The sequence below is a fragment of the Fibrella rubiginis genome (assembly GCF_017353185.1).
In the GTDB taxonomy this organism is placed as follows: Bacteria; Bacteroidota; Bacteroidia; order Cytophagales; family Spirosomataceae; genus Fibrella; species Fibrella rubiginis.
In genome coordinates this window covers 563,199-575,306 of sequence record NZ_JAFMYV010000001.1, presented here as the reverse complement: position 1 = coordinate 575,306, position 12,108 = coordinate 563,199, and the positions used below count along the sequence as shown (strand labels likewise).

Sequence of the window (12,108 nt, the reverse complement as noted above, 5' to 3'; positions counted from 1 at the left end):
ATTATGCCCTTCTCTGATAACCTGAAGCGCCTGTTTGGCATGGGTACGCCACCGGCCGAAACACCAACCGAACGGGCGGCGGTACCTGAAAAACCCGTGCCCGTTCCGAGCCAGACAGCTGCGCCTAAACCTCCGCCCGCACCCCGGAAACGGGACGAGCTATTCCGTTTTCTGGTGGAAAAGCTCACGCCCTACGCCAACGAAAAGGAAAATGCACCGCTGGGCCTGCGCCTCTGGGTACGCTGCCCCACACCCGACGATGAGCAACTGATGGGCGTAGTGTTATATGCCCACCAGCCCGGTCAGTTTCAGGCCGAACTGAATCGTCACCTGGCTAATCATTACATTGCCTTGCCGCCCAATTGGCCCTTTGAGTGGCAATTGGTGCCCGATGCCCTCCCCGTAGAATGCACCTACCACCAGGGCGACTACGGTCTTAGCCTGATTTTCAAGCCCGTTGTTGCCACCATGAATCCCGCCCAAATTCAACTGCGGGTGCTGGTGGGGCAAACCGTGCTGGATAGCTATTTCCTCGATTCGACCCAAAAAACAGAGTTTACCATTGGGCGCGGACAAACCGTAGAGACCGCCTCTGGCCGGATCCGTACCAACGACATTGTCTTTCTGGATGGTGACGACGCGGGGTTCGACGAGAAACGGGGCGAAGCAAATCTGGTAGTGAGCCGGCAACATGCCACCATCAAGTACGACAGTGTAAACCGCCGGTTCCGTCTCTACGCCGACCCCGGTGGCCTGCCCGCCAGCGGCAACAAAACCAAGATTCTCCATGCCGACGACACCATCGAACGCGCCGACATGCCCGGCATGGGCTACGCCCTTTCCCCCGGCGATCAGATCGAGTTCGGCGGCGAAGCGAAGCTACTGGTAGAGGGCGTGGCCTAGTGATGCCATCGCTCCAAACGATGGCATCACCAGGATTTTTCAGTGCTGTTAATGGCTGACGTCTAGCTCTGCGCTTGTTGAAGGGCTGGCCGTCAGCCATCTTTGCTTTATACTCTCTATGCACTTCGCCCATGACACGATTCATTACCGCCCTCTTTCTCATTGTCACCGCCGCCGCTTTTGGCCAGTCGAGCCCGGTGAAAGACCTGTACCAGAAATACGAGTACAAAATCCCGATGCGTGACGGGACAAAGCTGCACACCACCGTCTACGTACCCCGCGATGCTTCGGCGACAACAAAATACCCGTTTCTGATGCAGCGCACCTGCTACAGCGTGGCCCCCTATGGCCCCGACGCCTACCCCCGGCAGGTAGGACCGTCGGCTACGGCCATGCGCGACAAATACATTATGGTGTATCAGGACGTGCGGGGCCGGTGGATGAGCGAAGGTACCTGGACCAACATGACACCCACCGTGACAGACGGGGCACCGGTGGTGCCGGCCAAAAGGGGAAAGCGCAGAGCCGTAACGGCCCCGGCCAGTTCTACCCTTGTTGATGAGAGTTCGGATACCTACGACACCATCGAGTGGCTGCTGAAGAACGTACCCAACCACAACGGGCGCGTGGGTATGTGGGGCATCAGCTACCCCGGTTTCTACACGGCCGCCGCCCTGCCCAACGCCCACCCGGCCCTGAAAGCCTCGTCGCCGCAGGCCCCCGTCAGCGATTTCTTCTTCGACGATTTCCACCACAATGGTGCCTTCATTCAGGCGTACATATTCACATTCCCCGTCTTCGGCATTCAGCACCCCGGTCCGGTTTCCACGGCCCGCGAGTGGTATGAAAACAAACTCATCCAGACAGGCACACAGGACGGGTTTCAGTGGCAGTTAGACCTTGGCCCGTTGAAGAATGCGGACAAATACTACAAAGACAATTTCTACTGGCAGGAAACCGTAGCCCACCCCAACTACGACGCCTTTTGGCAGAAGCGAAGCATCCTGCCTCACCTCAAAGGCGTGAAACATGCGGTGATGACCGTGGGTGGCTGGTTCGACGCCGAAGACCTCTACGGCCCGCTCAACATTTACAAAACGCTCGAAAAAAACAACCCCGACATGGCCGCCAATACGCTGGTGATGGGTCCTTTTGGCCACGGACGCTGGTCGCAGGAGACGGGTCATGCGCTGCACAGCAACATCTATTTCGGCGACAGCATTGCCACGTTCTACCAGCGGAATATCGAAGCCAAATTCTTTACTGCCCACCTCAAGGGCGACGGCAAGTCAGGCCTGCCTGAAGCGTATTTGTTCGATACGGGCAAAAAAGCGTGGCGCGAATTTGCCAAATGGCCCGCCGCCGAAGCCCAGACGCAGACCTATTACCTGAACGCCAACGGTAGCCTGAGCCAACAGGCAGGGACAGGCATGTCAGCCTTTGTGAGCGACCCTGCCAAGCCCGTTCCCTACACCGAAGACAACACGACCACGACGGGGTTCACACCGTTTAACTATATGTCAGAAGACCAGCGCTTTGCCGGTCGCCGACCCGACGTGCTGGTGTTCCAGACAGAACCCCTGACCGAAGACCTGACTCTGGGCGGCGAAATCACGGCTAAACTCAATGTAAGTACCACCGGCACCGACGCCGACTGGGTAGTAAAACTCATTGACGTGTACCCACCCAACGAGCCGAATCACCCGTATATGCCCAACAAAAACATTGAACTTGGGGGCTATCAGCAAATGGTACGGTCGGAGGTGATGCGCGGGCGGTTCCGCAACTCATTTGAAAAACCGGAGCCGTTCAAGCCTGGCGAGATCACGCCCGTCACGTTTCGGTTACAGGATGTGCTCCATACGCTCAAAAAAGGCCACCGGCTCATGATTCAGGTGCAGAGCACATGGTTCCCCCTCATCGACCGTAACCCGCAGACGTTCGTACCCAACATCTTCGAGGCTAACCCAGCCGATTTTCAGAAAGCTACGCACAACGTGTATGGCAATTCGGCCATCGAGGTGCAGGTGATGAAGTAAAGTGGCAATGAGTTTGTGGTTTGTCGCTGCACGGTTAACTTGCTGACCAGCCGATTCGTCAAACCACAAACGCACACCCATGCTTTCGCCTGCTCAACTCCGTGCCCTGATTGCGGCCATTTACGCCCTGGTCGCCACCGTTTCGCTCATGTTGGTACTGGTGTTTGCCGTGGCCTGGCTCATGCCGCAGGAAAACAACACGGTAGCGATGGCCTCGTCAGCGGGTCCATCATCGACAGCAGGTGGTAGCGATGTTGTGTCATCGGGCCCAAAACCTATGTCGGCTGATGCGCTGGCGGGGAAGGCAACGTTTACGAGTTTGTGTACCGCCTGCCACAATGCCAACGAAGACCGGCTGGTGGGTCCGGGGCTGAAAGGCGTCCGGCAGCGCACACCGGGCGATGCCTGGTTGGTGAAATGGATTCGTAATTCGTCGGCGGTGGTGGCCAGCGGCGACCCCTACGCTACGAAGATTTTCAACGACTACGGCAAAATCCAGATGTCGTCGTTCACCAACCTCACCGATCTGCAAATCAAGCAGGTACTTGACTACATCGACGCGGCAAACTAGGCGTATCTATCACTTACCCATCTGCGTCTCGTAGCGCCAAAGTCGCTGATCAACGGGCAAGATCATTTGATCGACCACCGCGATCTGATCAAAAGCAGGATGGTCCGGATGTAGTAGCACGTTATACGACAGATCCATGATTACGGATGGCACGGCTAATGCCAGTGAGAACGGGTCGATTAACCAGTCGGCGAAGATCGACTGCGTTTCGTCAGAAGTGCCGGTGCGCCAGTACGGGGGTAGGCGGCTGTGTTCGGTATAGAAAATAAGACCCGGCTCGTCGGGGATCGCAAGGGTGAACAGGTGGAATGTAGGCAATGCTGCGTAGGCCATCATTGGCAGGTGTACCATCACCTCCAGCTTTGTATTCGGCTATAGTACGGCCATCCTGTCGTTTATACACAAGCGGCTGACCGATAGAGAATAGGTAGTCCCGCACTTCCTGAGCGCACTGGCGTTGCTATAGGGCCCGCTCATCATCAGTCATTTGGCAGGGATCTTTAACCATACGACCTCCCTTGTAGCTAATCTCCTGTGTCATAATGCTTTCGATAACCTACGAATTTACAAAAAGTGCTATGTCAATACAGTACCCACGTATCCTTGCCGCCACCACCTTGCGACGAGTTGACGACTAGTGAACCTTTGCGCATGGCGACGCGGGTGAGGCCGCCGGGGATTACGTTGATCTGTTCGCCGTAGAGGATATAGGGGCGCAGGTCTACGTGGCGACCTTCAGCGTGGCCGTCGATGAGGCAGGGTACGCGAGAGAGTGAGATGGTGGGTTGGGCAATGTAGTTGCGGGGGTTCTCCTGAATCTTCTGCCGAAACAGGTCGTGGTCTTTTTTGGTGGCTTTTGGGCCAATCAGCATCCCGTAGCCGCCCGCCTCGTTGGCTTCTTTCACCACCAGGTCACCAATGTTGTCGAGCACGTATTGGCGGTCGTCGGCCTCGCCGCAGATGTAGGTGCGTACGTTCTGGATCAGGGGCTTTTCGTGCAGATAGTACTCGATGATGCGCGGCACATAGGCATACACCACCTTATCGTCGGCCACGCCGGTGCCGGGGGCGTTGGCCAGGGCTACGCGGCCTTTTTTGAACACTTCGAAGATGCCCGGCACCCCAATGAGCGAGTCGGGGTTGAACGTTTTGGGATCAAGAAACGAATCGTCGATCCGGCGGTAGATCACGTCGACAATACGGAAGCCTTTGGTCGTACGCATTTTCACATACCCACCCGACACCACCAGATCCCGCGCGTCGACCAGGTCCACACCCATTTGCTGGGCCAGATAGGAATGCTCAAAATAGGCTGAATTGTAGATGCCCGGCGTGAGCACCACCACCGTGGGGTCGGGGCGGTCGGCAATGTGCTGGAGCATTTGCAGCAGCCGCGTGGGGTAGTCCGAAACAGGCCGCACGCCGGTACTGGCCAGCACTTCGGGGAACGTCTGTTTTGTCAACTCCCTGTTTTCCAGCATATACGATACCCCCGACGGACAGCGCAGGTTATCTTCCAGCACCATGTATTGCCCGTCGTCGCCCCGGATCAGGTCGGTACCGGTGATGTGGCACCAGATGTCTTTGGGCGGATGCACACCCAGGCAAGGCTCCAGAAAACACTTGCTCGACTCGATCAGGTCGCGGGGAACGACGTCGTCTTTGAGGATTTTCTGCTCGTTATAGACATCGTCGATAAACAGGTTCAGCGCCTTGATCCGTTGCACCAGGCCCTGCTCCATCTGATTCCATTCGGCGGCTTCGATAATGCGCGGGATAATGTCGATGGGCATAATCCGCTCGGTCCCCTCCCCTTCCGAATACACGTTGAAGGTGATGCCCATGCTCATGAGCGTACGTTCGGCGGCCTGTTGGCGGCTGAGCATCTCGTCGCGGGTGAGCTGTTCCACGCGCTGCCGAAACGGCGCATACCCCGCCCGCACCTCTCCGTCGGCCCCAAACATCTCATCAAAGAAATTGTCGGACTTGTAGTGGGCAAACGAAAATTTGCGGGAATGCTGGCTTTGAGACTGCTTTTGGCCGTTCTGAGACTGCGACTGCTTCATGCTAACAAGATAGGGGAAGGCGGGTTTAAAGTCTAAAGTCCAGGGTCTAAAGTTGCTTCACATGCGGTGTGTCCGAACGCGAAGCAACTTTAGACCCTGGACTTTAGACTTTGGACTTAATTAAGCCTACCTCGGCCCGCGGTTACCACCGGCGGGTGCAGCCGGGGCGGCGGGTTGCTGACCGCCACCGTTGCCACCACCTTCACCTTCTTTTACGTCGTCATTATTCACCGATTTCTTACGCCGGCCAAAGCCACCGCCGTCGAAGCTCATCTTGCCAAAACGATAGCTAAACGTAGCCCGAACGCCCGCGTTATACAGGTTTTGCACCTGCACCTGCGAGAATACCGGCGAACTTGACTCTGACCGAACCGTAAACGGATGGTTGAAGAAGTTCTCGGCGGCAACACCGAAGCTGCCCCGTTTCTCGGCGAACTCTTTGCGGATACCCAGGCTGTAGAAGGCAAAGCTGCCCTGATAGCCCTGCAACTGAATCTGCTTACCCCGCGCAAAACCGAAACCCTGGATGCCCCAGCCTTTCTTCATCTGGTATGAGGCAAACAGGCGACCCGTTACCACCACACCCGTGTTCCGGGCCTGCAGGGCCGGGTTAGGGCTGTTGTTGCTCAGCACCGCGTAGTACACGTCGCCGCCACCACCAAGTTGCAGTTTCGAAAACAGCGTGGCATTACCAAAGATGTTGACACCGTAGGCGTTCTCCTGCCCAATGTTGGCGTATGATGTCTGAAGCACCCGCTGCAGTACCGGATTGGTTGGATCAAGCGCCAATTGAACCGTGTCGCGCACGGTCGAGATCGAGTTGTTCGTGAGCCGGGCAAACACCGATCCATTGATGTATACCTGTTTGATGTACGTGCTGGTGCTGAACTCAAAGTTGTCGGTCAGTTCGGCGCGGAGCAGCGGGTTACCCACCGTGATGTTTTGCGGATTGGCGGCATTCACGTTCGGGTTTAAGAACTGAATACCTGGACGCTGCAAACGGCGGTTATACGCCAGCTTGATGGTTTTTCCACCCTTCAGGCTCTTCGACACGTTGATGCTGGGCACCAGATTACCATAGCTGGGGATACTAGCCACGTTTGAGGTCAGGGCATCGCCGGTGGCATTCAGAAAACGAGCATCAATGAAGGTATACTCGTAGCGGGCACCGGCTTTCACCGTAAACTTGTTTTTGGTCGAATAGGTATACGACAGGTAGCCCGCCGCCACGTTCTGGTTGTAGTCGAGGCCGTTAGGCTTGCGTGCCGGGTTTGTTGTAAAGGCGGCTGTCTCGCCTGAGGCAATCAGGTACGAGTAATCACTGTTTACCTGCCGGAAAATACCTTTGGCACCCGTCTCCAGCATCTGATTGGTCTTGATCGGCGTCTGGTAGTCTACCTGAAACGTGGTTTCCTGGTTGCGGCTGTTGTTGTCGTTACGTTCGCGGCTCAGAATACTTAGCGCCGACGGGCTGTCGTAGATGCTGGCAATGAAGTTATTAGTCCGGTTATTCTGGCTGAACAGGGTCAGGATGCTTAACTCCTGCTGCGGTTTGTAGGTCTTTGTGAAATCGACGTTGGCGTCGAACGTACCCGACAGGTCTTTCACATCCACATCGCGCACCCCAATCTGGGTAGTAGTGGGCAAAAACGAGGTGGTTGTCAGCTTGTCCTGGTAGTTGTACTGGTTGCGGGCACCATAGCGAATGCTGGTAGTCAGTGACGTGGTCTTGTTGATGTCATAATCCCAGCCTAACTGATACTGACCAAACAACCCATTGTTGCGGGTGTTGGCCCGTTGGGTGGTGAGTACGGTACCGGCCGTCTGGCGATTTTCATAATCACCAACCACGTTATAGTTGGCCCGGCCAAAGCCATTGAGCGAGAAGCCCATTTTGCCGGTCCTGAGGTTACCCTGTACGCCCAGGTTTGCCCCCCGGTTACCCACCCCCGAATCGAGGTTCAGCGTAAGGCCCTGCAGCGTGTTTTTCTTGGTCACAATGTTGATAATCCCCGCTGATCCTTCGGCATCATACTTGGCGGAAGGGCTGGTAATTACTTCTACCGTCTTAATCATGTCGGCGGGAATCTGCTTGAGGGCGTCGGCTACGCTACTGGCCACAATGGTACTTGGCTTATTGTTGATCAGCACGCGCACGTTGCTGCTACCGCGCAGACTTACGTTGCCGTCGAGGTCAACAGAAAGCATAGGCACTTTACGCATTACGTCGGTGGCATCGCCGCCCTTGGCTGTCAGGTCTTTTTCAGCATTGTAAACCAGCCGATCCACTTTTTCTTCCACCATAGCCTGTTGCCCCACCACGGTTACTTCTTTCAGGTTGCGCACTTCGGGGGCCAGCAGAATGGTACCCAGGTTCACGTTACTGCCCCTGGCTTCGACCGTTACGCGGGGCACAATCTGGTTGCGATACCCCACAAAAGAAACCAGCAGCCGGAAAGTGCCGGTCAGCACCCGGTTCATGCTAAACTTACCCTGCGCATCGCAAACGGCCCCGTCTACCGGCCGGCCAGTCTGCGTATTGATGAGGGCTACAGACGCAAACTCAACAGGTTTGTTGGTGAGTGAGTCGAGAATGACGCCGGATATCTTTCCATTGCCCCGCGGAATATCTTCTGCGCCACCAGTAGTCTGATTGGCTGGGGCCGGCTGGCCCTGCCCACTGTTCAGGCCAGGGTTTGCTGGCGAAGCGGGTTGCACACCCGTAGCCGATGCAGCCGGAGTTGGCATCCCAACGGCGGGGGTGGCATTAGCTGGCGATTCGGTTGTGCTGGTCGGGGTGGCTGCCGTTGGCGCTTGTCGGGTGCTGTCTACAACGGTAGTGTCGGCGGCGGGCGGCGGTACCGTTGTGCTGGCTGGTGTTGACGGAACGGGAAGTTGGCTACTGCCCGGAAGAGCTGGCGTTTGTGCCTGTGCGTTCTGGCGTTGGCTGGCAAAAAGACAAATGCCAAGCAGGGCAGCTAGTAATCGCTTTTTCATGAATGTAGGTTGTATCGCTGAGTATGTGCAACAAGCTATTAATCACACAACTACAGAGACGAAGAATCGTCTTAACCGTTGCGTGTAATCTAGCCTAAGTCACAAATGTAAGCAGGACTATTTCAGATAGACAACTAAGTTGACGAACGGGCTTTATTTCCCGATGGAATGGTCACAGCACCCGATAAACGGCTTAAACAGTCAGAAATAGCCAAAACCCGCCGCCGGTTCGATGCCTATGTCTTTAGGAATACGAAATGTTTTCAGCCACGCCCTCATAACGGCGGGGTTAGCCAGCGTTTTCAGGTCGTTTTTCAACGTTTTGATATCCGCCTTCACCGCTTTAATGTCGCCATTAATGGCGTAGTCCAGTCCTACAGCTGTGCTAGAGCCAAACAAGCTACCGCCGCCCGTCATGGCGCGCAATTCATGCTGAATCTGCGCCAACTGCCCGTCTAGTTCGTCGGCCTGCTGCCTGAGGATTTTGTTGTAATAAATCAACTGGCTGTCGGCCAGCTTTTCCAGATGTGCCTGATCGATACGTTCAAACTCCAGTTGCAGCCGGAACAGACCCATGAGGTCGCTTTTTTCATAAGCCTCCGTCACCCGCTGCATAATGCCTGTTTTGCGGGCTTTTTCGGCCTCATCGGGTTCACGATCGGGGTGAAACGCCTTTACCAGATCCATATACAACGCCCGCACGGCCTTGGTCACGTTGAGTGCCTGGGCTTGTTTTTTAGCCTCGCGGGCCTGCTGTTTCTCTGACTTAGGTTTACTGGCCTGTTTTGCCTCGGCCTCCTGCCGTCGTTGCGCGTCGGCTTCGGCTCGCTGGTGCAGTTGTTGGCTAATGTATTCCCTCAGTTTGTCCGGATCGCTGACATCAACCGACGGGTCAAAGTCAATACCGAACATCATTTCGGCCATCATCCGCATCGACGCTACACTTTCTCCCTCTGCTTCGGCCATGGCCGCCTCAAAACCGCCCTCATCGTAGCGGTCGTGGATTTCGGTGAGGTCTTCGTGGCCCTTCTGGATCAGTTCGTACGAGATATCGGTGATCAGATAAGCCAGTTTTTTGCGTTCAGGCTTAGTGAAGGTATGGTGGGTGTTCATGCGGTCGAATAGCCGCACCATGTCAGCCCGCAGGGCATCGAATTGGTTGCGCAACGGCAACAGCTCAACCTGAATTCGCTGGCGGCCTTTGTCAATGGCAGTCCTGAGTTCAGCAATCAGTTTCTCCTGATCGGCAATACGTTTGGTATAGCGGTTGAAGGCTTTCTGCTGTTTCGACAACGGGACGGCCGTGTCCGTGGCAATCCGCACGACCTGTTGCTGGGGCTGTTTGCTCATGTACAAATTTATAAGGAGCAGGAATGGAGGATTTACGATTGACGATGTACGACTTACGATTGGTTGCTTTCGCCAGCGTGTAAGTGTTCTGGCGAAAGCAACCAATCGTAAGTCGTACATCGTCAATCGTAAATCCTCCATCACCTGTGTTTTTCCACCCCTACCTGGGCGCAGTATTGCAACACGGGGCAGGTGGAGCAATGGGGTAATGTACCGGTGCAGATGTGTTTGCCGAAGGGCATCAGCAACCGGTTTATGTTGATCCACTGCGCCACGGGCACTTGTTTTTCCAGCACGGTCAGTGTTTGCTCGGGTGTTTTGGTTTGCACGTAGCCCCAGCGGTTCACCACCCGGTGCACATGAACGTCGACACTGATAGCCGCCTGCCCGGTGGCTACACCCAGCGCCAGGTTGGCACATTTTGGGCCCACCCCTTTCAGTGACGTCAGCACGGTATAGTCTGCCGGTAGCTCACCACCGAAATCGTTCATCACGCGTTGGGCAATGCCGATCATGGTATAGGCTTTCTGATCGGGGTAGGTGGTGCCATAGAGCAGCGGGATCAGTTCATCGGGCGAAAGCGCGGCAAGTTCGGCGGGGGTACGGGCCACATCAAACAGCCGCAGTGAGACCGGAATGGTCGTTTCGTCGAGGGTTCGGATAGAAACGATGCACGAAATAAGCTGTTCAAACAAACTGTTATATCCCCGCTCAGACAAGTCAAACATAGCCGCTTTAGGGTATTGGGCAATAGCCGGTTCAATAGCGGCCAGGACGGTATCGAGGAGGAAGGAGGTCATGAGTCTAAAGTTCAATGTCTAAGGTCTAACGTTGCTCCGCGTACTGAGTACCGTATGTGCGCGGAGCAACGTTAGACCTTAGACATTGAACTTTAGACTTTTGTTATCACCATTTCCACCCGCCGGTTCTCTGGGTGGGGTGTGCCGCGGGTGCTGTTGATGGGGCGCGAGTGACCATAGCCAACGGCTTCCACGCGCGATTCGGCAATGCCTTTACTCATCAGGTAGCGTTTTACGGCAAAAACACGATTGCGCGACAGTTCCAGGTTAGCGTCGAAATCGCCGATAATGTCGGTATGCCCTTCCAGCTTGATGGTCATGGTCGGGTTTTGCCGCATCACCGTCACCAGCCGGTCCAGTTCAGGAAACGACTCCGCCTGCAACTCATATTTTGACTGGGCGAAGTAGATATTTTTTAGCGTGATCTTCGCGCCTGCGACAATGGGCATCAGATCAAAATTGACCGTTTTCTCGGCACGGCTAATGGCAATGGTGTCGCGCTGCCCAAAATAGCCCCGCGCCGTTACTGTTACATCCCAAACGGTAAGCGCCGCACCTGGAATACGGTAGGCACCATCTGCGGCCTGTGCCCGGATAGAATCTGCCGCCTCGCTGCCACCCGATTCGGGGCCTGACAGCAACCGGTAAGTAAGTGTAGCAGGCACCGGTTTGCCGGTTTTGGCATCACGCACGGTGCCTTTGATAGCCAGCACGTCGGCGGGGGGTGTGGGCTTATACTCAGGCTCTGGCGTAGGTTTGGGGGCAGGTGGGGGCGTGGGGCGTGGTTTCACCGGCGGGGTGGTCGGTGGTGGGAATCGCTGTTTCAGCGGGTTGATCACGTGTACGCCCCAGAAGTTGAAACAGGTTTCGCCCGGGCGATTACGGTCTGAACATTCAAACAGATCAAAAACCTCAATGCCGGGGTCGAGGCGTTCAAAGTAAGCGACAAAGTCAACCTGTTCGCCGGGTTGCACTGACCGCCGTTTTTGGGTTGGAATATTGTCGGCTTTGATAAATTTGAACGAGCGCGCCCCACCGTTGGCATAGAGCCGGGCGGTGGGCACAAAGTGAATCGTGCGCCCGCCACCACCAACGCGGTCGGGAATGGGGTAGGGAATGCCCGGAATACGCAACCGACGCGATGGGGCGGGTTGCTCGTCCTGGCCATCCCGAAACCGCATATAGATGATGGTGTATTTGGCAGTCAGGTCGATGCGATTAATCACCACGTCGGGGTCGTTGATGTCATCAATGCGTGGCCTGGGCGTCGAATAGTCGACCGACTGCGCTGCCGCCGAAAGGGCAACGAGCCAACCGAAAAGCAGAGCAATAAAGCGGGTTTGCATATGAACGGAGCCTACGTGAACACCGTAGTCAAAACG

General features: G+C 55.7%; 9 protein-coding genes. 3 read left to right on the top strand and 6 right to left on the bottom strand.

Features of this window, described 5'->3' with window-relative positions:
* Positions 1–3: 3 nt before the first annotated feature.
* From J2I47_RS02190 to J2I47_RS02180, 3 genes are all read left to right on the top strand, one after another.
* Positions 4–903 carry an FHA domain-containing protein gene (locus J2I47_RS02190; RefSeq protein WP_207362906.1) on the top strand — a complete coding sequence of 300 codons (900 nt, stop codon included), beginning with the start codon at positions 4–6 and terminating at the stop codon, positions 901–903.
* Between the two features lie 131 nt (positions 904–1,034).
* Positions 1,035–2,942 (top strand): CocE/NonD family hydrolase, encoded by a 1,908-nt coding sequence (locus J2I47_RS02185; protein ID WP_207362905.1) that lies wholly within the window; start codon positions 1,035–1,037, stop codon positions 2,940–2,942.
* 79 nt (positions 2,943–3,021) lie between these two features.
* Complete coding sequence (locus tag J2I47_RS02180; protein ID WP_229374207.1) at positions 3,022–3,513, top strand: c-type cytochrome; 492 nt, start codon at positions 3,022–3,024, stop codon at positions 3,511–3,513.
* Between the two features lie 9 nt (positions 3,514–3,522).
* Here the strand turns inward: J2I47_RS02180 and J2I47_RS02175 are convergent, their stop codons facing one another.
* The 6 genes from J2I47_RS02175 to J2I47_RS02150 all read right to left on the bottom strand — a co-directional run bounded on the left by J2I47_RS02175 (position 3,523) and on the right by J2I47_RS02150 (position 12,072).
* Complete coding sequence (locus J2I47_RS02175) at positions 3,523–3,864, bottom strand: RES family NAD+ phosphorylase (RefSeq protein ID WP_207362904.1); 342 nt, start codon at positions 3,862–3,864, stop codon at positions 3,523–3,525.
* A 230-nt stretch (positions 3,865–4,094) separates the two neighbouring features.
* The gene (locus J2I47_RS02170) at positions 4,095–5,579 is read right to left on the bottom strand and encodes a circularly permuted type 2 ATP-grasp protein (RefSeq protein ID WP_207362903.1); all 1,485 of its coding nucleotides are present in this window, start codon (positions 5,577–5,579) and stop codon (positions 4,095–4,097) included.
* A gap of 126 nt (positions 5,580–5,705) precedes the next feature.
* Positions 5,706–8,576: a TonB-dependent receptor gene (locus J2I47_RS02165; protein WP_207362902.1), complete on the bottom strand. Its 2,871-nt coding sequence runs from the start codon at positions 8,574–8,576 to the stop codon at positions 5,706–5,708.
* A gap of 201 nt (positions 8,577–8,777) precedes the next feature.
* Entirely contained in the window at positions 8,778–9,926 is a 1,149-nt protein-coding gene (locus J2I47_RS02160; protein ID WP_207362901.1) for a hypothetical protein, read from the bottom strand.
* Positions 9,927–10,066: 140 nt separating this feature from the next.
* Positions 10,067–10,726: an endonuclease III domain-containing protein gene (locus tag J2I47_RS02155; protein WP_207362900.1), complete on the bottom strand. Its 660-nt coding sequence runs from the start codon at positions 10,724–10,726 to the stop codon at positions 10,067–10,069.
* Positions 10,727–10,818: 92 nt separating this feature from the next.
* Positions 10,819–12,072 carry an OmpA family protein gene (locus J2I47_RS02150; RefSeq protein ID WP_207362899.1) on the bottom strand — a complete coding sequence of 418 codons (1,254 nt, stop codon included), beginning with the start codon at positions 12,070–12,072 and terminating at the stop codon, positions 10,819–10,821.
* Positions 12,073–12,108 lie beyond the last annotated feature (36 nt).

What these genes read in the sequence shown, in the direction of transcription:
- J2I47_RS02180 (WP_229374207.1), top strand. Translation starts at nt 3,022, where the DNA reads ATGCTTTCGCCTGCTCAACTCCGTGCCCTGATTGCGGCCATTTACGCC.
- J2I47_RS02165 (WP_207362902.1), bottom strand. Translation starts at nt 8,576, where the DNA reads ATGAAAAAGCGATTACTAGCTGCCCTGCTTGGCATTTGTCTTTTTGCC.
- J2I47_RS02190 (WP_207362906.1), top strand. Translation starts at nt 4, where the DNA reads ATGCCCTTCTCTGATAACCTGAAGCGCCTGTTTGGCATGGGTACGCCA.
- J2I47_RS02170 (WP_207362903.1), bottom strand. Translation starts at nt 5,579, where the DNA reads ATGAAGCAGTCGCAGTCTCAGAACGGCCAAAAGCAGTCTCAAAGCCAG.
- J2I47_RS02150 (WP_207362899.1), bottom strand. Translation starts at nt 12,072, where the DNA reads ATGCAAACCCGCTTTATTGCTCTGCTTTTCGGTTGGCTCGTTGCCCTT.
- J2I47_RS02160 (WP_207362901.1), bottom strand. Translation starts at nt 9,926, where the DNA reads ATGAGCAAACAGCCCCAGCAACAGGTCGTGCGGATTGCCACGGACACG.
- J2I47_RS02155 (WP_207362900.1), bottom strand. Translation starts at nt 10,726, where the DNA reads ATGACCTCCTTCCTCCTCGATACCGTCCTGGCCGCTATTGAACCGGCT.
- J2I47_RS02185 (WP_207362905.1), top strand. Translation starts at nt 1,035, where the DNA reads ATGACACGATTCATTACCGCCCTCTTTCTCATTGTCACCGCCGCCGCT.
- J2I47_RS02175 (WP_207362904.1), bottom strand. Translation starts at nt 3,864, where the DNA reads ATGGTACACCTGCCAATGATGGCCTACGCAGCATTGCCTACATTCCAC.